At 73.1% G+C, this 24,085-nt stretch carries 16 protein-coding genes; 8 read left to right on the forward strand and 8 right to left on the reverse strand.

The window, feature by feature from the left end; translation table 11 throughout:
- Positions 1-12: 12 nt before the first annotated feature.
- The 6 genes from B7R87_RS09820 to B7R87_RS09845 form a co-directional block, all read right to left on the reverse strand.
- A complete protein-coding gene (locus B7R87_RS09820; RefSeq protein WP_078902354.1) occupies positions 13-3,924 on the reverse strand; it encodes an ABC transporter ATP-binding protein in 3,912 nt (1,303 codons plus the stop codon).
- A 261-nt stretch (positions 3,925-4,185) separates the two neighbouring features.
- Entirely contained in the window at positions 4,186-5,124 is a 939-nt protein-coding gene (locus B7R87_RS09825) for a serine hydrolase (protein WP_078902352.1), read from the reverse strand.
- Between the two features lie 233 nt (positions 5,125-5,357).
- A complete protein-coding gene (locus tag B7R87_RS09830) occupies positions 5,358-6,431 on the reverse strand; it encodes a serine hydrolase (protein WP_130584617.1) in 1,074 nt (357 codons plus the stop codon).
- Between the two features lie 92 nt (positions 6,432-6,523).
- Positions 6,524-8,206 (reverse strand): thiamine pyrophosphate-binding protein, encoded by a 1,683-nt coding sequence (locus tag B7R87_RS09835; RefSeq protein WP_006349191.1) that lies wholly within the window; start codon positions 8,204-8,206, stop codon positions 6,524-6,526.
- Positions 8,203-9,222, reverse strand: coding sequence for an agmatinase (gene speB, locus B7R87_RS09840; RefSeq protein ID WP_006349190.1), 1,020 nt, complete (start codon positions 9,220-9,222; stop codon positions 8,203-8,205). The genes B7R87_RS09835 and speB overlap by 4 nt, the downstream gene beginning before the upstream one ends.
- A 227-nt stretch (positions 9,223-9,449) precedes the next feature.
- Entirely contained in the window at positions 9,450-10,976 is a 1,527-nt protein-coding gene (locus tag B7R87_RS09845) for a sodium:solute symporter (protein ID WP_130584618.1), read from the reverse strand.
- 236 nt (positions 10,977-11,212) lie between these two features.
- On the opposite strand from B7R87_RS09845, the gene B7R87_RS09850 reads away from it, so the two are divergent.
- The 4 genes from B7R87_RS09850 to B7R87_RS09865 all read left to right on the forward strand — a co-directional run bounded on the left by B7R87_RS09850 (position 11,213) and on the right by B7R87_RS09865 (position 16,386).
- On the forward strand, positions 11,213-12,895 hold the full coding sequence (locus tag B7R87_RS09850; RefSeq protein WP_233168799.1) for a PucR family transcriptional regulator ligand-binding domain-containing protein: 1,683 nt from the start codon (positions 11,213-11,215) through the stop codon (positions 12,893-12,895).
- A gap of 207 nt (positions 12,896-13,102) precedes the next feature.
- Positions 13,103-14,260, forward strand: coding sequence for an acyl-CoA dehydrogenase family protein (locus B7R87_RS09855; RefSeq protein WP_006349186.1), 1,158 nt, complete (start codon positions 13,103-13,105; stop codon positions 14,258-14,260).
- 19 nt (positions 14,261-14,279) lie between these two features.
- A complete protein-coding gene (locus B7R87_RS09860; protein ID WP_006349185.1) occupies positions 14,280-15,197 on the forward strand; it encodes an acyl-CoA thioesterase in 918 nt (305 codons plus the stop codon).
- A 136-nt stretch (positions 15,198-15,333) separates the two neighbouring features.
- Positions 15,334-16,386 carry a cation diffusion facilitator family transporter gene (locus B7R87_RS09865; protein ID WP_130584620.1) on the forward strand — a complete coding sequence of 351 codons (1,053 nt, stop codon included), beginning with the start codon at positions 15,334-15,336 and terminating at the stop codon, positions 16,384-16,386.
- A gap of 155 nt (positions 16,387-16,541) precedes the next feature.
- On the opposite strand, the gene B7R87_RS09870 is transcribed toward B7R87_RS09865, so the two are convergent.
- Positions 16,542-17,324, reverse strand: coding sequence for a phosphatase (locus tag B7R87_RS09870; RefSeq protein ID WP_040916248.1), 783 nt, complete (start codon positions 17,322-17,324; stop codon positions 16,542-16,544).
- Between the two features lie 199 nt (positions 17,325-17,523).
- Complete coding sequence (locus tag B7R87_RS09875) at positions 17,524-18,120, reverse strand: SACE_7040 family transcriptional regulator (protein WP_006349183.1); 597 nt, start codon at positions 18,118-18,120, stop codon at positions 17,524-17,526.
- Positions 18,121-18,218: 98 nt separating this feature from the next.
- Between B7R87_RS09875 and B7R87_RS09880 the strand changes: the two genes are divergently transcribed.
- Genes B7R87_RS09880 through B7R87_RS09895 form a run of 4 tightly spaced genes read left to right on the forward strand, consistent with a single transcriptional unit; the run spans position 18,219 to position 23,937 of the window.
- A complete protein-coding gene (locus B7R87_RS09880) occupies positions 18,219-19,871 on the forward strand; it encodes a carboxyl transferase domain-containing protein (protein WP_130584621.1) in 1,653 nt (550 codons plus the stop codon).
- Positions 19,872-19,885: 14 nt separating this feature from the next.
- A complete protein-coding gene (locus tag B7R87_RS09885; RefSeq protein WP_006349181.1) occupies positions 19,886-21,841 on the forward strand; it encodes an acetyl/propionyl/methylcrotonyl-CoA carboxylase subunit alpha in 1,956 nt (651 codons plus the stop codon).
- A gap of 17 nt (positions 21,842-21,858) precedes the next feature.
- The gene (locus B7R87_RS09890; protein WP_040916247.1) at positions 21,859-22,779 is read left to right on the forward strand and encodes a hydroxymethylglutaryl-CoA lyase; all 921 of its coding nucleotides are present in this window, start codon (positions 21,859-21,861) and stop codon (positions 22,777-22,779) included.
- Positions 22,780-22,782: 3 nt separating this feature from the next.
- A complete protein-coding gene (locus B7R87_RS09895) occupies positions 22,783-23,937 on the forward strand; it encodes an acyl-CoA dehydrogenase family protein (RefSeq protein ID WP_006349179.1) in 1,155 nt (384 codons plus the stop codon).
- Positions 23,938-24,085: the final 148 nt, after the last annotated feature.

Here is a 24,085-nt window from a genome sequence, read left to right on the forward strand (position 1 = left end):
CCGGAACAGGGCCTAACGCACCACGGCCGGGGCCGGGTTCCCGTCCTCGTCGGCGTCTCCCCTGGCGGCCGGGCCGCCGCCGGGCCGGTCGTCCTCGCCGGTGAAGGTCCGCCACAGCCTGGCGTACCTGCCGTCGCGGGCGAGGAGTTCGTCGTGGGTGCCGTCCTCGGCCACCCGGCCGTCCGCCATCACGACGACCCGGTCCGCCCGGGCCGCCGTGGTCAGGCGGTGGGCGACGACCAGGGTGGTACGGCGCCCGGTGAGCCGGTCCGTGGCCTGGTTGACCTGCGCCTCGGTGGCGAGGTCCAGGGCGGCCGTCGCCTCGTCCAGCAGCAGGATGTCCGGATCGACCAGCTCGGCCCGGGCCAGGGCTATCAGCTGGCGCTGCCCGGCGGAGAGATTGCGTCCGCGCTCGGCGACCTCGTGCAGATAGCCGCCCTCCAGGGTGGCGATCATGTCGTGGGCGCCGACCGCCCGGGCCGCCGCCTCCACCTCGGCGTCCCCGGCGCCGGGACGGCCGTACGCGATGGCGTCGCGAATGGTACCGGCGAAGAGGTACGCCTCCTGAGGGACGACGCCCAGCCGCCGCCGGTAGGCGGTCATGTCCAGGTGGCGCAGGTCCACTCCGTCGGCGGTGACCCGGCCCCGGGTCGGGTCGTAGAACCGGGCGACCAGTTTGACCAGGGTCGACTTGCCCGCGCCGGTCTCCCCGACGAAGGCGACGGTCTGCCCGGCCGGTATGCGCAGGTCGATACCGGTCAGCGCCCGCTCGTTCGCACCGGGCAGGTCGGGACCGGAGCCCGCGCCCCTGTCGCCGTCACCGGCGGACGGGGCGGCGCCCTTGCCGCCGTATCCGAAGTCGACGCCCTCGAAGGCGATGTCGCCGCGCAGTTCCCGCACCGGCGCGGGCCGGGCCGCGCCCGTGGTCGACGGCTCCTCCTCCAGCAGCTCCTGGATCCGGCCGAGGGAGACCGCGGCCTGCTGATAGCCGTCGAAGACCTGGGAGAGCTGCTGGACGGGGGCGAAGAAGAGGTCGATGTAGAGGAGGTACGCCACCAGCGCGCCGGTGGTCAGGGTGCCCGCCTCGATACGGCCCGCGCCGACGATCAGCACGGCCGCCGCGGCCACCGAGGCCAGCAGTTGCACGAACGGGAAGTAGACCGAGATCAGCCACTGGCCGCGGATCCGGGCGCTGCGGTAGGCGGCGCTTCCGGCGGCATAGCGGGCCCGGCCCTGCTCCTCGCGGCGGAAGGCCTGCACGATCCGCAGCCCCGTCACCGTCTCCTGGAGGTCGGCGTTGACCGTGCTGACCCGCTCCCGCGCCAGCTCGTACGCCTTCACGCTCTCCCTGCGGAAGAAGTAGGTGCCGACGACGAGCACGGGCAGCGTGGCGAAGACGACCAGCGCCAGTGAGGCGTCGATGACGACGAGGACCACCAGGACCCCGAAGAAGGTGACGACCGAGACGAAGGCCGTGACCAGACCGGTCTGGAGGAAGGTGGAGAGCGCGTCGACGTCGGTCGTCATCCGCGTCATGATCCGGCCGGTCAGCTCGCGCTCGTAGTAGTCCAGGCCGAGGCGCTGGAGCTGGGCGAAGATCCGCAGCCGGACCGAGTACAGCACGCGTTCGCCGGTACGTCCGGTGGTGCGCGTCTCGGCGGTCTGCGCGGCCCACTGGACCAGCACCGCGGCCAGGGCCAGCGCGGACGCCGCCCAGACGGCGCCGAGCGCCGCCTCCTCCACGCCCTGGTCGATCCCGTGCCGGATCAGGACCGGCAGCAGCAGGCCCATTCCGGCGTCGACGGCCACGAACGCCAGGCTGAGCAGCAGCGGCAGCCCGAAGCCGCTGAGCACCAGCCGCAGCCCGCGGCGCCGCGGATCGGGCCGGACGGCCCGCTCCTCGTCGATATCGGGGGTGTCGTCGGCCGCGGGCAGCGCCGCGACCTTGGCCAGCAGTTCGGGGGTCGCGTCCGGGGCCGGGCGGGGGGTGACCGTCTCGTCGCGGACCCACAGCCGGGGTGTGATGCCCCGCTCCGGGTCGTACGCGGAGGCGGCGTCGAGATCGAGCGGGCCGGGCCCGGTCTCCTCCTGGTCGGCGTCGAGTACGGGGGCGTGGCCCGGGGATATCCCGCCCAGCTCCTCCGGGTCGGTCAGCAGCCTGCGGTAGAGCGCGGAGCGTTCGACGAGTTCGTCGTGGGTGCCGATGTCGGTGAGCCGGCCGCCGTCGAGTACGGCGATGCGGTCCGCGAGGTTGAGCGTGGAACGGCGGTGGGCGATGAGCAGGGTGGTGCGCCCGGCCATGACGGCCCGCAGCGCCTCGTGGATCTCGTGCTCGACCCGGGCGTCGACGGCGGAGGTGGCGTCGTCGAGGAGCAGCAGCCGGGGGTCGGTGAGGATGGCCCGGGCCAGGGCGATCCGCTGCCGCTGGCCGCCGGAGAGGGTCAGTCCCTGCTCGCCGACGCGGGTGCCGTAGCCGTCGGGCAGTTCGGCGATGAACCCGTCGGCGCGGGCGGCCCGGGCCGCGGCCGCGATCTCCTCGTCCGTGGCGTCCGGCCTGCCGTAGGCGATATTGGCGCGGACGGTGTCGGAGAAGAGGAAGCTGTCCTCGGGGACCAGGGCGATGGCGGAGCGCAGGGAGTCGAGGGTCAGCTCGCGGACGTCGTGGCCGCCGACGAGCACGGCGCCGTGGCTGACGTCGTAGAAACGGGGAAGCAGCAGCGAGACGGTCGATTTGCCGCTGCCGGAGGCGCCGACCACGGCCACGGTCTCGCCCGCGCCGATCTCCAGCGAGAAGCCGTCGAGCACCGGCGGACGGCCGGATTCCGTCCCGTACCCGAAGGTGACGTCGTCGAATTCGACGGTGGCGGGGGCGTCCGCGGGCAGCTCCCTGCTGCCGTCCTTCAGCACGGGCTCGGTGTCGATCAGCTCCAGCACCCGCTCGGCGCCCGCCCGGGCCTGCTGGCCGACGGTGAGCACCATGGCGAGCATCCGGACCGGTCCGATGAGCTGTGCCAGATAGGTGGAGAAGGCGACGAACGTGCCCAGGGTGATCTCGCCTCGGGTGGCGAGCCAGCCGCCGACCGCGAGCATCGCGACCTGCCCGAGCGCGGGGATGGCCTGGAGGGCGGGGGTGTAGCGGGAGTTCAGCCGGATGGTGCGCAGCCGTCCGGCGAAGAGCCGGCGGCCCGCGTCGCGCAGTTTCGCCGACTCCTGGTCCTCCTGGCCGAAGCCCTTGACGACGCGGACGCCCGATACGGCGCCGTCGACGACGCCCGCGACGGCGGCGGCCTGGCTCTGCGCGTACCACGTGGAGGGGTGGAGCCGGGCCCGGCTGCGGCGGGCGACCCACCACAGGGCGGGGCCGACGGCGAGGGCTATCAGGGTCAGCGGCAGCGAAAGCCACGCCATGATCACCAGGGAGACCAGGAAGAGCAGGACGTTCCCGATGGTCATCGGGAGCATGAAGAGCAGGCCCTGGATGAGCTGGAGGTCGCTGGTGGCACGGCCGACGACCTGGCCGGTGGAGAGTTCGTCCTGGCGGCGCCCGTCGAGCCGGGTGATCGTCGCGTACATCCCGGTGCGCAGATCGTGCTGGACGTCGAGGGCGAGTTTGCCGCCGTAGTACCGGCGGATGTACGTGAAGACGTAGACGACGAGCGCGGCGGCGATCAGCAGACCGGTCCACAGGGCGAGGGAGCCCGAGCCGTCCGCTCCGATCACATCGTCGATGACGATCTTCGTGATGAGCGGGACCAGCGCCATGACGGCCATACCGGCGAGGGAGGAGCCGAGGGCGAGGACGACGTTGAGTCGGTACTGCCAGGCGTAGCCCCAGAGGCGGCGCGCCCAGCCCGGAGCGGGCCCGGGCGCCGGGCCGTCCGTCTCCGGTTCCCGGCTCTGTCCCGGACCCCGTTCTTCCGGCAGGTCCGCCGCCTTCTGTTCCGCCCCTCGGGCCGCCACGTAATGCCTCCCCGTTCCGTTCGACCGGTGTTCCACCGGTTCGCTCGTTCGGTACCGGCGGATGTCGTCAACACGCCCCGGTCCGAATTTCATCCCGTCGTAACAATCAGCGACTCCGCGTGACGAAGCACGGCGGCCCAAAGAAATGCGCCCGGCGTGCGCGAAGGGCGCACACCGGGCGCAGATCATGCCTGCCGCCGGGGCTGACACCCCGGGGTCCGGCGGTCAGCGGGTGGCCGGAACGGCCTCCGTCGCCGCCCGCTCGGGCGTGGCGGGCACCGACTCGTACGGCACGGCGGTGGGCACGAAGGTGCTCCGGGCCGCCACGGTCGGGTTGATGTCCTTGTGGATCGCGCGCGCCACGGCCTGGATGGTGTTGACGCCGTCCTGCATCGCCTTGTTGTTGTGGGTCAGCACCACCATCGAGTAGTTGTGGCCGCGGCCCGTGAAGGCTCCGATGCTGTGGACCCGCCAGCCGAGCGTGGCCCGCGGCAGCCAGCCGTTCTTCACCTGCACGGCGGCCGTGCTCGGCGCACCGGCCGGGGTGCCCCAGCGCTGCGAGCTGACGACGGCGCGCATCAGCTTGAGGGCGTACGCCCGGGAGGCGTCCGTCAGCAGGCCGTTCTTCTCGGTCAGCCGGCCCAGCAGTATCTGCTGGTCACGGGCGGTTATCTGGGTGAGCCCCCAGTAGCCGCTCTTGCCGGGGACGGTCTGCGTCATTCCGGCGGCCGTCAGGAAGCGCTGGACCTTGGTGGTGCCGAGCTGCTTCCACAGGGCGGTGGTGGAGTTGTTGTCCGACTTGGTGATCATCGCGGTGGCAAGGCTCTTCTCACGGGAGGTGAGGCTGCGCTTGGCCCGGTCCGCGTCGTGGAGCAGGGCCGCCAGGACCGTGGACTTCACAATGCTGGCGGAGTCGAACTTCTGGGTCCCCCGCAGCTGGCAGGTGGTGCCGCCGACCCGGTCGTTCAGGTAGATCGCCGTCGTCGACGTGCGGCCCTTGAGCGCCGCGTTGATGTCCTTGGTCAGCTTGGCGGCGAGCCCGGCCTTCTTGGAGACGCAGGTGACCTGCGGTGTGGCCGCGGCGGCCGGAGTGGCGGTGAGCAGTGTCGGCACCATCGCAGCGGCGGCGAGCGCCGCGGTGATCGCGGTGCGCTGACGAATCATGAAGGCTTCCCATCCCCTGGAGTCAATGCGATGGGCGTACACCCGTTCGGTACGTCCACCGTTGGAGATGACAGCCGGGGGGCCGAATGGTTGCCCCGCCGGGGCCGCCCCAGGGGAACAGTTACCTACCGGTGACACATCTGTACGAATCGGCAACATCGGTGCCGGGCTCGGCGGCGCCCCGTAGCCCCCCGCCCGGGCCGGTGGCGGGCGGATCGCGGTGCGCGCCGCCCTCAGCCGCCCGCTGCGCGCAGTTCCCGGTGCAGGGCCCGGGACAGCGCCTCGATGGTCGCGATGCCGTCGCCCATGGCCCGGCTGTCCTCGGTCAGGACGGTGAGGCGGTACGTGCGTCCGCCGGTGGTGAAGGCCCCGGCGCTGTGGACCCGCCAGCCGTCGTGAGCCCGCGGCAGCCAGCCGTTCTTGAGCCGTACGTCCGCCCCCTCCGGCGCCCCGGCCGGTGTGCCCCACCGCTGGCCGGGCACCACGTCGCGCATCAGCCCGAGCGCATGCTCCCGCGAGGCGTCGGTGAGCACCGTGTTGGGGGTGGTCAGCAGGCGCAGCAGGGTGTTCTGGTCGCGGGCGGTGGTCCGGGTCAGTCCCCAGTAGCCGTCCCGGCCCAGTACGGTACGGGTCATTCCTGCGGCCTTGCGGAAGGCGTCGATCCGGCCGGTCCCGAGCGACTGCCACAGACTGCTGGTCGCGGCATTGTCCGAGCGGGTGATCATGGCCCTGGCCAGGTGCTTCTCCCGGGCAGTCAGCGCGCGGCCCGCTTTCTCCGCGGTCCTGAGCAGGGCGCCGAGAACGGTCACCTTGACCACGCTCGCCGCATCGTAGGCCCGGTCGGCGCGGAGTTCGCAGTGGGTGCCGGACGAGGGGTCGTCGAGATGGACGGCGGTGGTCGAGGGGCGGCCGCGCAGCGCGCCGGAGACGGCGTACAGCAGCGTGAAGCCGAGGACGACGTCGGGGGTGGTGCAGGAGGCGGTCGCCCCCGCCGCGGCGGCGACCGCTCCCGTACCACCGGCGGCGACGGCTTCCGCAGGACCCGCGGCGACCGCTCCCGTACGCCCGGCGGGAAGCGCCCCGGGGCCCGGACCCGCTGTCGCCGCTGTCGCTGCTGCCGCCGCGGACGGCGGCACCAGGCCGAGCACCACGGGCAGCACCGCCCCCAGCGCCAGCGCCCGCCGGGTCCCCGGCCCGCCCCGTACCCCCGTCCGCCACGGGACCGTCCGCCGCCGTGCCGTCCCCCGCCGCGCCGTCCTCCGTCGTCCCCGGTCCGCCACGGCCGTCCGCGTACGTATCTCAGGCATGCGGCGCATTCACCCACACGTTCCTGTGAACGGCCGCCGGACGGGGGCCGGTTGACTCGCGGCCCGCAGCCCCGATCGGGACCGGACGCGGCCTACAGGTGGGTGGGCGCGAACATCCTCAGGAGTGCGGGCAGCACCACCACCGAGGGCCCCGGTTCCGCCAGTGCCTTCGCCAGATCGGCCGCGAGCGTCTCCGGAGCCGTACGGACCGCGGGTACGCCGAAGGACTCGGCGAGCGCCACGAAGTCGGGCCGGGCCAGTTCGGTGCCGGTCGCCTCCCCGAAGGCGTCCGTCATGTACTCGCGGAGGATGCCGTAGCCGCCGTCGTCGACGATCAGCCAGGTCACCGGCAGTCCGTACTGCCGGGCGGTGGCCAGCTCCGCGATCGAGTACATCGCGCCGCCGTCGCCGGAGACGGCGAGCACCGGCCGGGACGGATCCGCTGCGGCGGCGCCCAGCGCGGCCGGGAAGCCGTAGCCGAGGCCGCCCGCGCCCTGTGCGGAGTGCATGGTGTTGGGCTGCCGGGCGTCGAAGGCGGACCAGGCCCAGTAGGCGAGGATCGTCATGTCCCAGAAGCTGGGCGAGGTGTCGGGCAGAGCCTCCCGGACGGCGGCCAGCAGCTGCTGCTCGACCGTCCGGTCCTGGGCGGCGATCCGCTCCCGTACCTTCGCGAGCACGGTACGGACCCGCTCGGCCGCCGCCGGATCGGGCCGTTCCGGCACGGTCTCCAGCAGGGCGGAGAGCGCGAGCCGGGCGTCCGCGTGGATCCCGATGCCCGCGTGGTTGGCCTCCAGTTTGCCCGCGTCCGCCTCGACCTGGATCACCCGGCCGCGCGGGGCGAAGGTGTGGTAGTTCGAGGAGAGTTCACCGAGGCCGGAGCCGACGACGAGCAGGACGTCGGCGTCCTCCAGGAAGTCGGTGGTGTGCCGGTCCTCCAGCCACGACTGGAGCGAGAGCGGATGCTCCCAGGGGAAGGCGCCCTTGCCGCCGAAGGTGGTGACAACGGGCGCGTCGAGCCGTTCCGCGAGCGCGAGCAGTTTGCCCGCGGCGTCGGAGCGGACCACTCCGCCGCCCGCGATGATCGCCGGGCGTTCGGCGCCGGCCAGCAGATGGGCGGCGAGCGCGGTCAGCTCGGGCCGCGGAAGCACGTCTTCCGGGGTGGCGTCCATGGCGGTGACGACCGGCAGCAGGGTCTCCGCGAGGAGGACGTCCTGCGGGATCTCGACCCAGACCGGCCCGTGCGGGGCGGTCAGCGCGGACCGCCAGGCGTCAGCGATCGCGGACGGGATCTGGGAGGCGGTACGGGCGGTGTGCACCGATTTGACGATGTCCCGGAACGACGCCTGCTGGTCGCGGAGTTCGTGCAGATAGCCGTGGCGGCCGCCGCCGAGCCCGGCGGAGGGCACCTGGCTGCCGATGGCGAGCACGGGCGCGGAGGCCGCGGCCGCCTCCTGGAGGGCGGCGAGCGACATCAGCGCGCCCGGGCCGGTGGAGAGCAGCAGCGGGGCGGCCTCTCCGGTGATCCGGCCGTAGGCGTCGGCGGCGAAGCCCGCGTTGTTCTCGACGCGCAGTCCGACGTACGAGAGCGACGAGCGGCGCAGCGCGTCGAACATGCCGAGGGCGTGCTGTCCCGGCAGTCCGAAGACGGTGGTGGCGCCGAGGCCCTGGAGGGTCTCGACGACGAGGTCGCCGCCGGTGCGGCCGGGCGGCGGGTTGAGCGCCGCCTCGGTCTGCCGGGCGGTCGGCTTCAGCACCAGGTCGTGGTCGTGGGTCACTTCCCCGCCCTCTCGGCGGCGATCTGCCGGCTCATGATCGTGGTGAGTTCGTACGCGGTGTGGGAGGCGGCGACCGCGGTGATCTCGGCGTGGTCGTAGGCGGGGGCCACCTCGACGACATCGGCGGAGACCAGATGGCAGGAGGACAGTCCGCGGAGGATCTCCAGGAGTTCGCGGGAGGTCATGCCGCCCGCCTCGGGGGTGCCGGTGCCGGGCGCGTGCGCCGGGTCCAGGCAGTCGATGTCGATGGAGATGTAGAGCGGCCGGTCACCGATGCGCTGCCGGAGCTGGTCCGCGATCTCGTCGGCGCCGCGCCGGTAGACATCGGCGGAGGTGACGATGCCGAAGCCCAGCTTCTCGTCGTCGGTGAGGTCCTGCTTGCCGTAGAGGGGACCGCGGATGCCGACGTGGGAGAGGGCGGAGGTGTCGAGGATGCCCTCCTCCACGGCCCGCCGGAACGGGGTGCCGTGGGTGTACTCGGCACCGAAGTACGTGTCCCAGGTGTCGAGGTGGGCGTCGAAGTGGAGGAGCGCGACCGGTCCGTGCTTCTTGGCGACCGACCGCAGCAGCGGCAGGGCGATGGTGTGGTCGCCGCCGAGGGTCATCATCCGGGCGCCGGTGCCGAGGAGGTCGTCGGCGGCGGCCTCGATGGTCTCCACGGCCTCGTTGATGTTGAACGGGTTGGCCGCGATATCGCCCGCGTCGGCAACCTGGGCGAGCGCGAAGGGCGAGGCGTCCTGTGCCGGGTTGTACGGGCGCAGCAGGCGCGAGGCCTCCCGGATGGCGTTGCCGCCGAACCGGGCGCCCGGGCGGTAGGAGACCCCGGCGTCGAAGGGCACGCCGACGACGGCGACATCGGCGCTGCCGACCTCGTCGAGGCGGGGCAGCCGGGCGAAGGTGGCCGGGCCCGCGTAGCGGGGGATGCGGGAGGAGTCGACGGGGCCGCGCGGCCGGCCTTCGCCGCCGGTGCCGGTGGTGGTGCCGGTGGTGCCGCCGCTGTTCGGAGCAGTGCTCATACCCGTATGCCCTCTTCCTGCGTTCTTCCTGGTAGGGATGGCGCCGGTAGCGCCCGGATGCCGGGGGCGGCCGCGTTTCCGCCGGACCGCCCCGGCCGACTTTCATCCCCTTTTGGGGGTCTCTCACCCTCTTGAAGGGGTTCGAGGGTTTCCACGGTAACCAGCGGACGGGGGTGCCCGGCGGCCGGGGCCGCGGGTCGGGGGGCCTGCCCCCGGCCGCCGGGGGCTCAGACCGGGGTCTTCGCCCCGGGGTCCGCCGCCGTGGCGGCGGGCACGGGCTCGCCGTCACCGTCGCGGCCCGCGAGCCGCTCCCGCCAGTGGGCGAGGATCGCCTCGTCCGTGGGCCGGGTCAGCAGGCTGACGACGACGTACGCGGCGAGCGACGACAGCAGGCCGTAGTAGACGGGTTCGGTGGCGAGGATGCCGTACGACGCCATCAGGCCGATCACCGCGAGTCCGCCGACGGCGACGGCGGCCAGCGCGCCCTGGACGGTGCCGCGCTTCCACAGCAGTCCGCCGAGGATCGGCACCAGCAGCCCGCCGACCAGGAGGTTGTACGCCACGGTCAGCGCCTGGACCACATCGTTAAGCGCGATGGCGATCGCGACCACCGCGATCCCCATGGCCAGGATGAAGACCCGGTTCCCCTTGACCTCGTCGTGCGGCTCGTCCGCGGCGGAACCGGCCGCCCCCGCATCGGCCGCCCCGGCCCCGGCTCCCGAGCCGAGCCCCCGCAGCTTGGACCAGATGTCGTTGTTGGCGACGGTGGCACAGGCGATCAGGGCTCCGGAGGAGGTCGACATCACGGCGGCCAGGGCGGCGGCCAGCACCAGCCCGCGGGCGCCCATCGGCAGCTCGTCCTTGACGATCAGCGCGAAGGCGTCGTCGGGGTTGGCGAGGTTCGGGTAGAGCACCTTGGCCGCGGTGCCGATCACGGCCCCCGCGACGGCGTACACCAGACAGTAGGTGCCGGCCGCGGTGCCGCCCCAGCGGGCGACCTTGTCGCTGCGGGCGGTGAAGACCCGCTGCCAGATGTCCTGCCCGATGAGCATGCCGAAGGTGTAGATCAGCACATAGGTGAAGATCGTCTCGCCGCCGATGCCGAGCGGGGCGAAGTACTCGTCGGGCAGCTCGGCCCGCATCTCGCTCCAGCCGCCCGCCTTGACGACCGCGACCGGCAGCAGGATCAGCAGCACGCCGACCGTCTTGACGACGAACTGCACCATGTCGGTCAGGGTGATCGACCACATGCCGCCGAGCGTGGAGTAGGCGACGACGACGGCGCCGCCGAGGACGATCGACAGCGTCCGGTTCACATCGAACAGGACGTCGAAGATGGTGGCGTAGGCGATCGTCGACGTGACCGCCAGCATCAGGGTGTACGCCCACATCACCAGGCCCGAGATCAGCCCGGCCCGGCCGCCGTACCGCAGGTCGAGCATCTCCGAGACGGTGTAGACCTTCAGCCGGGCGATCCGGGCGGAGAAGAGGACCGAGAGCGCGAGCAGGCCGAAGCCGATGGTGAGGACCATCCAGGCGCCGGACAGGCCGTGTTTGTAGCCGAGGCCGACACCGCCGATGGTGGAGGCGCCGCCGAGGACGATGGCGGCCATGGTGCCGGAGTACATGGCCGGGCCGAGCCGGCGCCCGGCGACCAGGAATTCGCTCTTGGACTTGGCGCGGCGCATACCCCACCAGCCCATACCGAGCATTCCGGCCAGATAGACGACGATCACCGCGTAGTCGACAGCCATCGGCTCTCCCTCCCGCTTCCGTTTCCGGTCCCCCGGGTCCCTGTTACCTGGTCGTACGTGGTCTTACGTGGTCGTACACGGCCCCGCGTGCCGCAGATGCGGCCGCACCCGCCCCCACCCGCCCACCCGTTCACCGGGCGGCGGCAGCGTGCCGCCCCCCGACCGTAGGTGGCCGGAAAGAAACCATGAAGTGTACGTTTCCTCCATTCCTGATGGCCCTGATGGATGGACCGCACATGCCGACCGTGCCGGAATGCGCGCCGCCGACCCCGCCGAGCCCACTGACCTCACTGACCCCGCTCACACCGCTGACGTCCCCGACACCGCCCGTTCCGCTGGGCGCGCTGCTGGCCCGGGAGGACCTCGGGCTGCGGCGGATCGCGGGGCCCGGGGACCCGGAGCCGGTGGTGCACTGGGTCCACACCTCGGAGATGGCCGACCCGTATCCGTATCTCCTCGGCGGGGAACTGCTGCTGAGCGCCGGAGTGCAGCTCGCGGACCCCGACACCTATGTGGCCCGGCTGGTGGAGGCGGGCGCGGCGGCGCTCGGCTTCGGGGTGGCGCCGGTGTACGACACGGTGCCCGCCGGGCTGGTGGCGGCCTGCGACCGGTACGGGCTGCCGCTGGTCGAGGTGCCGCCGAGGACCCCGTTCACGGCCGTGGCCCGGGCGGTCTGGCAGCTGATGGCCCTGGCCCGCCACCACGAACTGCGCCGGGTGGCCCGGGCTCAGCAGGGTCTGGCGACCGCGGCGGCCCGGCCGGACCCGGTTCCGGCGGTGCTCGGCCAGCTCGCGTCCCGGCTCGGCGGCCGGGCGGTGCTGCTGGCGGCCGACGGCACCGAACTCGCCGCCGCCGGACGCCCGCTGTCCGGTCCGGCCGCGCGGGCGCTGGGCAGACTCGCGGCCGTGGTGCGCCCCGCAGCGCCGGACGCTCCCGACGCCGTCCGCCCGAAGGCCCCTGCCCCGAGCCCGAAGGCACATACCGCCGCATCCGGCAGCGGCGAAGGGCGGGTGGCACCTCCTACGGGTCATACGGGCCCGTCGGCACCGGACCTTCCGGCCGCACCCGGGGCCAAGGGCGTCTCCGCCGCTTCCGACACCGCCGACGGCACCCGTCTCGCCGCCTACGCCGTGGGCAGCCGCGGTCTTGTGCTCGGCCTGGCCACCCCCGACCGCGAACCGGGCGATCACACCGTCGCCGGGGTCGCGGTCGTCCTGCTCTCCTTGCTGACCGCCCCCGGGCAGGGCGGCGGCTCGGGCCGTGACGCCGCCCTCGTCCGGCTGCTGCTGGGCGCCGATCCGGCCGCCACCGCCGCCGAACTCGGCGGCGACCGGTGGACCGCCGTCCGGGCCCGCCCGGGCCGCGGCGGCACGACCCCGTTCGCCACGGCCGCCCTCGGCGCGGCCCTCGGCAGCCCGCTGGTCGATCCGGCGCCCGACGGGACGGTCCGCGTCCTGCTCCCCCGCGCGGTGGACGACGTGCCCGCGCAGCCGGGCTGGGTGCTCGGGGTCGGCGGCCCGGCCGGACCCGGCAGCCTCGCGGACTCCGACACCCAGGCCGCACGGGCGCTGGACACGGCGACAGCGGCCCGCCGGGACGTGGCCGTGCACCGCCCGGGCCCGCTGACCGCGCTGGTCCCGCCCGCCGAGGCCGCCGCCCACGCCAGGACGCTGCTCGCCCCGCTCGCCGACGCGCCCGCGCTCCGCGAGACCCTGCGGGCCTGGCTGTCGCTGCACGGCAGCTGGGACCGTACGGCAGCGGCGCTCGGCATCCACCGGAACACGGTCCGCCAGCGCATCGCCCGCTGCGCCGCCCTCCTCGGCACACCCGCCACCCGCACGAGTGCCGCCGTCCCCGCCGATCTGGACGACGCGGACGTCCGCGCGGAGCTGTGGTTCGCCCTGCGTTCCCTGCCCTGACCCCGGCCGACTGCAGGTTTCCGGCCGCACCGGGCCCGTCCGGAGCCCCGGCCATCGCCCCGGCGACTCTGGACAGGCCCCGTGACCTACGGGTAACTTCGGCCACGGGCGACCGTCTGAGCAAGCGCTTAGCCAACGGCTCGCCCCACGGAGCACAGGACACAGCACCCAGGGACAGCCGCAGGCACCGCGAGAAGGAGGGCGTTCATGCGCCGCACCGTGTACAACGAGGACCACGAGGCGTTCCGCGAGACCATCCGCGCCTTCATCGAGGCCGAGGTCGTCCCCGTGTACGACGAGTGGTACGCGGCCGGGCAGGCCCCCCGCGACTTCTACTACAAGCTCGGTGAGCTGGGCGTCTTCGGTATCGAGGTCCCCGAGGAGTACGGCGGCGCGGGCGAGACGTCCTTCAAGTTCCAGGCGGTCATCACCGAGGAAGCCGCCCGGGCCGCGGTCTCCTTCGGCGGTTCCGGGGTGCATGTCGCGCTCTGCCTCCCCTATCTGCTGGAGTACGGCACCGAGGAGCAGAAGAAGCGCTGGCTGCCCGACTTCGTCTCCGGCGCCGCCATGTACGCGATCGCGATGACCGAGCCCGGCACCGGCTCCGACCTGGCAGGCATGAAGACCACCGCCAGGCTCTCCGAGGACGGCACGCACTACGTCCTCAACGGCGCGAAGACCTTCATCACCGGCGGTGTCCACGCCGACCGGGTCATCGTCTGCGCCCGGACCGCGCCGCCGAGCGCCGAGGACCGCCGCCACGGCATATCCCTGTTCGTCGTGGACACGAAGCTGCCCGGGTACGCGGTGGGCCGCAAGCTCGACAAGCTGGGCCTGCGGACCTCGGACACCGCCGAACTGTCCTTCACGGACGTCAGGGTCCCCGCCGAGGACCTGCTCGGCGAGGAGCACAAGGGCTTCTCCTACCTGGGCCGGAACCTCCCGCAGGAGCGGCTGGCGATCGCCGTCGGCGCCTATGCGCAGGCCAAGGCCGCGATCCGGTTCGCCCAGCAGTACGTCACCGACCGCACGGTCTTCGGACAGCCGGTGGCCTCCTTCCAGAACACCAAGTTCGAACTGGCCGCCTGCCAGGCCGAGGTGGACGCCGCCGAGGCCGTCGCCGACCGTGCCCTGGAGGCCCATGACGCGGGCGAACTGACCGCCGCCGAGGCCGCGTCGGCGAAGCTGTTCTGCACCGAGGTCGCCCACCGGGTGATCGACCGCTGCCTCCAGCTCCACGGCGGCTACGGCTATATGAACGAGTACCCCATCGCCCGCCTGTACGCGGACAACCGCGTCAACCGCATCTACGGCGGCACCAGCGAAGTGATGAAGTCGATCATCGCCAAGTCCATGGGCCTCTGAGGCAACAGGACCCGGCCCCATGAGCATCGCACCGTCCTCCGGGCCCGGGGAACCGCCCCCGGACCCGGGCGCCGCGCTGGACGATCTGCTCGGTCTGCTCGACCTCGAACCGATCGAACGGGACATCTTCCGCGGCCAGTCACGCCCGACGATCGTCCCCCGGGTCTTCGGCGGCCAGGTGGCGGCCCAGGCCCTGGTGGCCGCGGGCCGTACCGTCCCCGCCGAACGGGGCGCGCACTCCCTGCACGCGTACTTCCTGCGCATGGGGGACCCCGGCGCGCCCATCGTCTACACCGTCGACCGGATCCGCGACGGCATGTCCTTCACCACCCGCCGGGTGGTGGCCGTCCAGCACGGCCGGCCGATCTTCCACCTCTCGGCCTCGTTCCAGAGGTACGAGGAGGGGCTGGACCACCAGGCGCCGATGCCGCCCGCGCCGGACCCCGACACCCTGCCGACGGCGGCCGAGGCCCTGCCCTCGTACGCCCGGCACTTCACCGACCCGGCGGCCGCGGAACGCCTCCTGGAAGCCCGGGCGGCGGTCGATCTCCGGTACGCCAACCCGCCCCCGTACGCCACCGTCGGCGAGGTCCGCGAACCCCGTTCGCAGGTCTGGTTCCGCACCGCGGGCAAACTCGACGACGATCCGCTGCTCCACGTCTGTCTGGCGACGTACGTCTCCGATATGACCCTGCTGGACTCGGTGCTGCTGGCCCACGGGCGCGGCGGCTGGGCCGTCGGTGATGTCATGGGCGCTTCCCTGGACCACGCGATGTGGTTCCACCGGCCGTTCCGCGCCGACGAATGGCTGCTGTACGACCAGGAGTCGCCGTCCGCGGCCGGCGGCAGGGGGCTCGGCCAGGCCCGGATCTGGACCCGGGACGGACGGCTCGCGATCTCGGTCATCCAGGAGGGGGTCATCCGGGCCCTGGGCTGACCCCCGCGGCCCCACCCCGGCGCCGCAGCCCCGCCCCGGCGCCGCGGTCGGCGGCAAGGTGAACGGCGTGGAGCCGCCACGCGCCGCGGGGCGTGGCGCACCGGCCGGGGCGCCCGCGCCGCATACGGTCCGCCGTATGACCGATCCGGACGTCCGGCCCCGATCCGCTCCCCCGCCGCCGGAGCCGGAGCGGCCGGAGAGCGTCACGACGGTGGTCGTCGCCGCCGTGGCCAATCTCGGCATCGCGGCCGCCAAGGCCGTCGCGGGCCTGCTCAGCGGCTCCAGCGCCATGCTCTCCGAGGCCGCGCACTCGGTCGCCGACACGGTCACCGAGGTCATGCTGCTGACCGCCCTGCGGCGCAGCGAACGGCCGCCCGACGAGGACCACCCCCTCGGCTACGGTCCTGAGCGGTACATCTGGGCGCTGCTCGCCGCGGTCGCCACCTTCGTCGGCGGCGCGGTGTTCTCCGTGTACGACGGGATCCACACCCTCACCCACGGCGAGGAGCCGGGCGACCCCCTGCTGGCGTACATCGTCCTCGGTGTCGCCTTCGTGCTGGAGGCCCTGTCGCTGCGGACCGGGCTGCGCCAGGTCCGGGCGGAGGCGGCCGGTCTCGGGGTCCCGGCGAAGCACTATCTGCGGTTCACCCCGGACACGGCCGTCAAGGCGGTGGTGATGGAGGACTCTGCGGCGCTGGCCGGACTACTGCTCGCCGCGGCCGGTCTGCTGGGCACCCAGCTCACCGGCTCGGCGGTGCCCGACGGCATCGCGTCGGTCCTGATCGGACTGCTGCTGGTGTACGTGGCCTGGGTGCTCGGCCGCAGCAATGCCGGGCTGCTGATCGGCCGGCCGCTGCCGAGGCCGCTGCGGGACGCGGTGCGCGAGGAGATCCTGACCGTGCCGCACATCGTGGCGGTGCTGGAGCTGACGACGCTCGTCCAGGGGCCGCGGGAGGTGCTGGTGGCGGCGAAGGTCGACTTCCGGGACGCGTCGAGCGCCCGCCAGGTGGAGTGGGCGTGCGAGGAGGCGGAACAGCAGCTGCGGGAGCGGTTCCCGGCGGTCCGGCGGGTCTATCTGGACCCGACGCCCGGCATCGCGGCGGAACGGGACGCGACCGCCCCCGGCGGGGGCCCGGAAGGCGGCGGAGCACCGGAAACCCCCGGCCATGGGCCGGGGCGGGCCGGCTGACCTGCTTCTGCCGCCGGGCGGCCCGGCCACGGATCGGGGCCGGGACCCGGCCCGCGAGCCCGGTCCCGGGCGGCGGACCGGAACCGCAGCCACTGCCCGGCAGCAGCGGCGCGTCACCGCGCTGCCGCCGCCGCGACAGCGCGGCTCTCGCGAGGTCAGACCGGCAGGCCCGCCGCGTCCAGCAGATAGTCCGTCATCGGCTCGTAGAACCGGGGGTCGTAGACGTGGTCGTCGAGGGGGACCGTCACCTGGAGGGTGCCCTCGGCCTCACCGATGAAGAGCGCGGGATCGTTGGAGTCCGCGTAGCCGACGGTGTCGAAGCCGCGCTGTGCGGCGCAGCCCGCCCAGCCGTGGTCGGCCACGACCAGATCGGGCAGCGGACTGCCGTCGCGGGCGAGCCCGTCGAGGATCGCGGCCATCGGCACCGGCGAGTGGGTGTGCCACAGGGTCGCGCCGCGCTCCAGCACGGCGACCCCGGCGACCTGGTAGACCATGCCCTCGTCGGCCTGCAGCCCGCCCGGGATCGCAACGATCTCGCAGCCCGCGGCGCGCAGCGCGTCGGCGGTCCTGCGATGGACGTCGAGGAGGCCGCCGGGGTGCCCGGTGGCGAAGAGGACCCGCTCCCGTCCGGCGGCGGCCTTGCGGAGCCGGGCCGCCATGCGGTCCAGGCCGGCCACGGTCAGCTCGGGGTCGATGGTGTCCTGCCCGGCGCGGTGCTCCGGATCGTCGTTGACGCCGCACCGCTCGGCCATCACGGCGAGCACGTCCTGCTCGTCCGACCAGCGGTCGCCCAGTTCGAGGCCCAGCCAGTAGTGCCGGTCGCCGTTGGCGAGCCGGCGGTAGTGGGAGAGGTTGTTGTCGCGGGGTGTGGCGACGTCACCGGCGATGCGAGTGCGGACGAGATGCTCGACGAGGGCGGCGCGGCTGGGTATCGGCATGGTCACCATTGTGCCGTCACGGCCGCGCGGACGCCGGGGACCACGGTGGGCGCCCGTGACGTGCCCGGGAAGCAACCGGGACGCGACCGGGGAAGAACCAGGAACCGACCACTCGGCGTCACGGCAGCGAGCGCCGGAACACCGGAAGCGACACGGCACCACGGCATCAGAACACCGGAACCGTCGGGGCGTCAGGTCATCAGGGCGTCAGGGAGGCGAACGCGCCGTGCGCGAGCCTCCGGAGCAACGTTTCGGTACGGGCGCGCGCCGCCGCGCCCCCGTCGGCCCGGGCGCCCAGATGCGGGGTGGAGTTCAGCAGCCCGAAGACGGCGTGGACGGCGGCCCTGGCCTCGGCCTCCGGCACCTCGGGGTGGAGTTCCCGTACCGCGGTCACCCAGAGTTCGACGTACTGCCGCTGGAGCTGCCGGACCAGCTTGCGGTCGCTCTCCCTGAGCCGGTCCAGCTCCCGGTCGTGCAGCGTGATCAGCGGCCGGTCGTCGAGCGCGAAGTCGATATGGCCGTCGATGAGGGAGGCCAGCAGCACCGCGGGGTCCTCGGCCGCCTCCCGGACCCGCAGCCTGCCGCCGCTCAGCAGCCGTTCGCTGATGCCGACGAGCAGCTCGGCGAGCATCGCCTCCTTGCCCGCGAAATGGCGGTAGAGGCCCGGGCCGCTGATGCCGACGGCGGCCCCTATCTCGTCCACGCCGACGCCGTGGAATCCGCGCTCCGCGAAGAGCCGCGCGGCCTCTTTGAGGATCTGCTCGCGGCGGGTGGGCGCGTCCGTCCTGGTGCTCATGGAAAACAATTCTAGACAAGCTGGTTAGCGATCGTTAACCTGAAGGAGAGTGTTAACGCTCATTAACTGACGTCGTCCGGGCAAGGGGGCTCGATTCGATGCAGCAGACACCGGTTCCGCCACGGCAGGCGCCCGTCCTGACGAGCGCCGCCGACCCGGCGTCCGCGGCCTGGCAGGCCAACGAGGCGGGCCACCGGGAGCTGGCGGACGCGCTGCGGACGGCGCTCGCCGCGGCCCGGCTCGGCGGCGGCGAGAAGGCCCGCGCCCGGCACACCGCCCGCGGCAAGCTGCTCCCCCGCGACCGGGTCGACACCCTGCTCGACCCCGGCTCCCCCTTCCTGGAGCTGGCCCCCCTCGCGGCCCACGGGATGTACGAGGGGCAGGCCCCCGCCGCCGGGGTGGTGGCGGGCATCGGCCGGGTCGCCGGGCGCGAGACGGTGATCGTCGCCAATGACGCGACCGTCAAGGGCGGGACCTACTACCCCATGACGGTCAAGAAGCATCTGCGCGCCCAGGAGGTGGCCCTGGAGAACCGGCTGCCGTGCGTCTATCTGGTGGACTCGGGCGGCGCATTCCTGCCCCTGCAGGACGAGGTCTTCCCCGACCGGGAGCACTTCGGCCGGATCTTCTACAACCAGGCCCGGATGTCCGGTGCGGGCATCCCGCAGATCGCCGCGGTCCTCGGTTCCTGCACGGCGGGCGGGGCGTACGTCCCCGCGATGAGCGACGAGGCCGTGATCGTACGGAACCAGGGGACGATCTTTCTGGGCGGCCCGCCCCTGGTGAAGGCCGCCACCGGCGAGGTCGTCACCGCGGAGGAGCTGGGCGGCGGCGAGGTGCACTCCCGGATCTCCGGGGTCACCGACCATCTCGCGGAGGACGACGCCCATGCGCTGCGCATCGTCCGGACCATTGTGGAGACGCTCCCGGCCCGCGGCCCGCTCCCCTGGGCGGTCGCGCCCGTCGAGGAGCCCGCCGTCGACCCGGCCGGGCTCTACGGGGCGGTGCCCGTCGACCCGCGGACTCCGTACGACGTCCGGGAGGTGATCGCCCGGATCACCGACGGCTCCCGGTTCGCGGAGTTCAAGTCCGAGTTCGGGCAGACGCTGGTGACCGGTTTCGCCCGGATCCACGGCCATCCCGTGGGCATCGTGGCGAACAACGGCATCCTGTTCGCGGAGTCCGCCCAGAAGGGGGCGCACTTCATCGAGCTGTGCGACCAGCGCGGTATCCCGCTGCTCTTCCTCCAGAACATCTCCGGCTTCATGGTCGGCAAGGACTACGAGCACGGCGGGATCGCCAAGCACGGCGCCAAGATGGTGACCGCCGTCGCGTGTACGAGAGTGCCCAAGCTGACGGTCGTCGTCGGCGGTTCCTACGGCGCGGGGAACTACTCGATGTGCGGCCGGGCCTACTCGCCGCGCTTCCTGTGGATGTGGCCCAACGCCAAGATCTCCGTCATGGGCGGCGAGCAGGCCGCGTCCGTCCTGGCGACGGTCCGGCGCGACCAGGCCGAGGCCCGTGGCGAGGAGTGGCCGGCCGCCGAGGAGGAGGCGTTCAAGGCCCCCATCCGCAGCCGGTACGAGGAGCAGGGCAGCGCCTACTACGCCACGGCCCGGCTCTGGGACGACGGGATCATCGACCCGCTGGAGACCCGCCGGGTGCTGGGGCTCGCGCTGACCGTCTGCGCGAACGCGCCCCTGCCCGCCAAGGACCCGTCGGCGCCGGGCTTCGGCGTCTTCCGGATGTGAGGGGCACCGTGACCATGTTCGACACCGTCCTCGTGGCCAACCGGGGCGAGATCGCGGTCCGTGTCATCCGGACCCTGCGGGCCCTCGGCATCCGCTCGGTCGCCGTGTTCAGCGACGCCGACGCCGGAGCCCGGCATGTACGGGAGGCGGACACCGCGGTCCGGATCGGTCCCGCGCCCGCCGCCGAGAGCTATCTCTCCGTCCCCCGGCTGCTGGAGGCCGCGGCCAGGACCGGCGCCGGGGCGGTCCACCCGGGCTACGGCTTCCTCGCGGAGAACGCCGCTTTCGCCCGCGCCTGCGCGGACGCCGGACTGGTCTTCATCGGCCCCCCGCCGGACGCGATCGCCCTGATGGGCGACAAGATCCGGGCCAAGGAGACGGTCCGGGCCGCCGGGGTGCCGGTGGTCCCGGGCTCCTCCGGATCGGGGCTGACCGACGCCGAACTGGCCGCGGCGGCCCGGGAGATCGGTATGCCGGTCCTCTTCAAACCGTCCGCGGGCGGCGGCGGCAAGGGCATGCGGCTGACCCGGCTGGAGTCCGCCCTCTTCGACGAGATCGCGGCGGCCCGCCGGGAGGCCCGTGCCTCCTTCGGCGACGACACCCTGCTGGTGGAGCGGTGGATCGACCGGCCCCGCCATATCGAGATCCAGGTCCTCGCCGACGGCCACGGCCGGGTGCTCCACCTCGGTGAACGCGAGTGCTCCCTCCAGCGCCGCCACCAGAAGATCATCGAGGAGGCGCCGTCCGTCCTCCTCGACGAGGAGACCCGGGCGGCCATGGGCGAGGCGGCCGTCCAGGCGGCCCGCTCCTGCGGCTACACCGGCGCCGGGACGGTCGAGTTCATCGTCCCCGGCAGCAACCCTTCCGACTACTCCTTCATGGAGATGAACACCCGTCTCCAGGTCGAGCATCCCGTCACGGAACTGGTCACCGGCCTCGACCTGGTCGAGTGGCAGGTACGGATCGCGGCGGGCGAGCCCCTGCCGTACGAACAGCGGGACATCGCGCTCACCGGCCATGCGGTCGAGGCCCGGATCTGCGCCGAGGACCCCTCGCGCGGTTTCCTCCCCTCCGGCGGTACGGTCCTCGCCCTGAGCGAACCGGACGGCGCCGGGGTGCGCACCGACTCCGGGCTGAGCCCCGGCACCGAGATCTCCAGCCTCTACGACCCGATGCTCTCCAAGGTGATCGCGTACGGCCCCGACCGGCCCACCGCCCTGCGCCGGCTGCGGGCCGCCCTCGCTGAGACGGTCACCCTCGGCGTCCCCACCAACGCCGGTTTCCTGCGCAGGCTGCTGGCCCATCCCGCGGTCGTCGCGGGCGATCTGGACACGGGTCTGGTGGAGCGGGAGGCGGACGGGCTGCTGCCGGACTCCGTCCCCGCCGAGGTGTACGCGGCGGCCGCGGCGGTACGGGCCGCGGCGCTCGTCCCCGCCCCCGACGCCTCCGGCTGGACCAACCCCTTCGGCCGGCCCGACGGCTGGCGGCTCGGCGGCCCCCCGGCGCAACTGGCGTTCCCCCTGCGAGTGACGGGACGTGAACCCGTCGTACAGGAAGCCCCCGCGACGGCGGTGGTCACCGCCGACACGGTCACCGTCACTCTCGACGGCATCAACCACACCTTCCACCGCGCGGACGACTGGCTGGGCCGCGACGGCGACTCCTGGCACGTCAGGGACCACGACCCGGTCGCCGCCTCCCTCTCGGCCGCCGGGCACGCGGGGGCCGACACCCTCGCGGCGCCCATGCCCGGCACGGTGACGGTGGTCAAGGTCGCCGTCGGCGACGAGGTCACAGCCGGTCAGAGCCTGCTGGTCGTGGAGGCGATGAAGATGGAACACGTCATCTCCGCCCCGCACGCGGGGACCGTCACCGAACTGGACGTGACCCCCGGGGCCACCGTCGCCATGGACCAGGTCTTGGCCGTGGTCACACCGGCGGAAACGGGAACGGAAGGGGCCGGACGGTGAGCGCCCCCGGACTGCCGATGCCGTTCCCCGTACCCGGTCTGCCGGCCCGGGTCACGATCCACGAGGTCGGCCCCCGGGACGGCCTCCAGAACGAGAAGACGACCGTCCCCACCGGGGTGAAGGCCGAGTTCGTGCACCGGCTGGCCGCGGCCGGGCTGACCACCGTCGAGGCGACCAGCTTCGTCCACCCCTCCTGGGTGCCCCAACTGGCCGACGCGGAGGAGCTGTACCCCCTGCTCGGTGATCTGCCCGGCGTCCGGCTCCCCGTCCTCGTACCCAACGAGAAGGGTCTGGAGCGGGCGACGGCGCTCGGCGCCCGGAGCATCGCCGTCTTCGGCTCCGCGACCGAGACCTTCGCCCGGCGCAACCTCAACCGGACCGTCGACGAGTCCCTCGCCATGTTCGAACCCGTGATCGGCCGTGCCAAGGCCGACGGGATCCGGGTCCGCGGCTATCTCTCCATGTGCTTCGGCGACCCCTGGGAAGGCCCGGTCCCCCTGGCCCGGGTCGTCCGTGTCGCCCGGCGGCTGCACGAGCTGGGCTGCGACGAACTCTCCCTCGGCGACACCATCGGCACGGCCACCCCGGGCCATGTCCGGGCCCTGCTCGACCGGCTCGACGAGGAAGGCGTCCCCGTCTCCGTCCTCGCCGTCCACTTCCACGACACCTACGGCCAGGCCCTCGCCAACACCCTCGCCGCGCTGGAGCGGGGCATCACCACCGTCGACGCCTCCGCGGGCGGCCTCGGCGGCTGCCCCTACGCCCGCAGCGCCACGGGCAACCTCGCGACCGAGGACCTGGTGTGGATGCTCCAGGGCCTCGGCATCGAAACCGGCGTCGACCTCGGCCTGCTCGCCGCCACCAGCTCCTGGATGGCCGAGAAGCTGGGCCGCCCCAGCCCCTCCCGTACCGTCCGCGCCCTGTCCCCCAAGGAGTGACGCATGCCTCTGGACCACCGGCTCACCCCCGAGCACGAGGAACTCCGCCGCACCGTGGAGGAGTTCGCCCACGAGGTGATCGCTCCCAAGATCGGTGACCTGTACGAGCGCCATGAATTCCCGTACGAGATCGTCCGCGAGATGGGCCGCATGGGCCTGTTCGGGCTGCCGTTCCCCGAGGAGTACGGCGGGATGGGCGGCGACTACCTCGCCCTCGGCATCGCCCTGGAGGAACTGGCCCGGGTCGACTCCTCCGTCGCGATCACCCTGGAGGCGGCGGTCTCCCTCGGCGCCATGCCGGTCTACCGCTTCGGTACGGAGGAACAGCGCCGCACCTGGCTGCCGCGGCTCTGCTCCGGGGAGCTGCTGGGGGCCTTCGGCCTCACCGAACCCGAAGGCGGCTCCGACGCGGGCGGCACCCGCACGACCGCCGTCCGGGACGGCGACGAGTGGGTCATCAACGGCTCCAAATGCTTCATCACCAACGCGGGCACCGACATCACGGGGCTGGTCACGGTCACCGCGGTCACCGGCCGCGGCGCGGACGGCCGTCCGCAGATCTCGTCCGTCATCGTCCCCTCGGGCACCCCCGGTTTCACCGTCGCCCCCGCCTACTCCAAGGTCGGCTGGAACGCCTCCGACACCCGCGAACTGTCCTTCGACGGTGTCCGGGTCCCGGCGGCCAATCTGCTGGGCGAGGAGGGCCGGGGGTACGCCCAGTTCCTCCGCATCCTGGACGAGGGCCGCATCGCGATCTCCGCCCTCGCCACCGGGCTGGCCCAGGGCTGTGTCGACGAATCCGTGAAGTACGCCAAGGAACGGCACGCCTTCGGCCGCCCCATCGGCGCCAACCAGGCGATCCAGTTCAAGATCGCGGACATGGAGATGCGAGCCCATATGGCCCGCGTCGGCTGGCGCGACGCGGCGTCCCGGCTGGTCGCGGGCGAGCCTTTCAAGAGGGAGGCGGCGGTGGCAAAGCTCTACTCGTCGACGGTCGCGGTCGACAACGCCCGCGAGGCCACCCAGATCCACGGCGGCTACGGCTTTATGAACGAGTACCCGGTGGCCCGTATGTGGCGCGACTCCAAGATCCTGGAAATCGGCGAGGGCACCAGCGAGGTCCAACGCATGCTGATCGCCCGCGAGCTGGGTCTCTGACCCAGGGCCTCGGGGGTGGCCCACCCCCGAGGCGCGGCCCCTCCGGCGCCCGCGCCGGGCCACCCTCGCCGGTGGCCGCCCAACCGAGCGCGGGCCGCCCCGGCCCCGGCGGGGCCACCCCGCGACGACCGTGCAACGACCGGGCACT

The sequence above is a fragment of the Streptomyces tsukubensis genome, assembly GCF_003932715.1.
GTDB classification, from domain to species: Bacteria; Actinomycetota; Actinomycetes; order Streptomycetales; family Streptomycetaceae; genus Streptomyces; species Streptomyces tsukubensis.

Excerpts from the sequence above, each read along its gene's own strand:
- B7R87_RS09845 (WP_130584618.1), bottom strand. The coding sequence starts at position 10,976 with ATGGCTGTCGACTACGCGGTGATCGTCGTCTATCTGGCCGGAATGCTC.
- B7R87_RS09860 (WP_006349185.1), top strand. The coding sequence starts at position 14,280 with ATGAGCATCGCACCGTCCTCCGGGCCCGGGGAACCGCCCCCGGACCCG.
- B7R87_RS09895 (WP_006349179.1), top strand. The coding sequence starts at position 22,783 with ATGCCTCTGGACCACCGGCTCACCCCCGAGCACGAGGAACTCCGCCGC.
- B7R87_RS09890 (WP_040916247.1), top strand. The coding sequence starts at position 21,859 with ATGCCGTTCCCCGTACCCGGTCTGCCGGCCCGGGTCACGATCCACGAG.
- B7R87_RS09825 (WP_078902352.1), bottom strand. The coding sequence starts at position 5,124 with ATGATTCGTCAGCGCACCGCGATCACCGCGGCGCTCGCCGCCGCTGCG.
- B7R87_RS09875 (WP_006349183.1), bottom strand. The coding sequence starts at position 18,120 with ATGAGCACCAGGACGGACGCGCCCACCCGCCGCGAGCAGATCCTCAAA.
- B7R87_RS09850 (WP_233168799.1), top strand. The coding sequence starts at position 11,213 with ATGCCGACCGTGCCGGAATGCGCGCCGCCGACCCCGCCGAGCCCACTG.
- B7R87_RS09830 (WP_130584617.1), bottom strand. The coding sequence starts at position 6,431 with ATGCCTGAGATACGTACGCGGACGGCCGTGGCGGACCGGGGACGACGG.
- B7R87_RS09865 (WP_130584620.1), top strand. The coding sequence starts at position 15,334 with ATGACCGATCCGGACGTCCGGCCCCGATCCGCTCCCCCGCCGCCGGAG.
- B7R87_RS09885 (WP_006349181.1), top strand. The coding sequence starts at position 19,886 with ATGTTCGACACCGTCCTCGTGGCCAACCGGGGCGAGATCGCGGTCCGT.
- speB (WP_006349190.1), bottom strand. The coding sequence starts at position 9,222 with ATGAGCACTGCTCCGAACAGCGGCGGCACCACCGGCACCACCACCGGC.
- B7R87_RS09855 (WP_006349186.1), top strand. The coding sequence starts at position 13,103 with ATGCGCCGCACCGTGTACAACGAGGACCACGAGGCGTTCCGCGAGACC.
- B7R87_RS09870 (WP_040916248.1), bottom strand. The coding sequence starts at position 17,324 with ATGCCGATACCCAGCCGCGCCGCCCTCGTCGAGCATCTCGTCCGCACT.
- B7R87_RS09880 (WP_130584621.1), top strand. The coding sequence starts at position 18,219 with ATGCAGCAGACACCGGTTCCGCCACGGCAGGCGCCCGTCCTGACGAGC.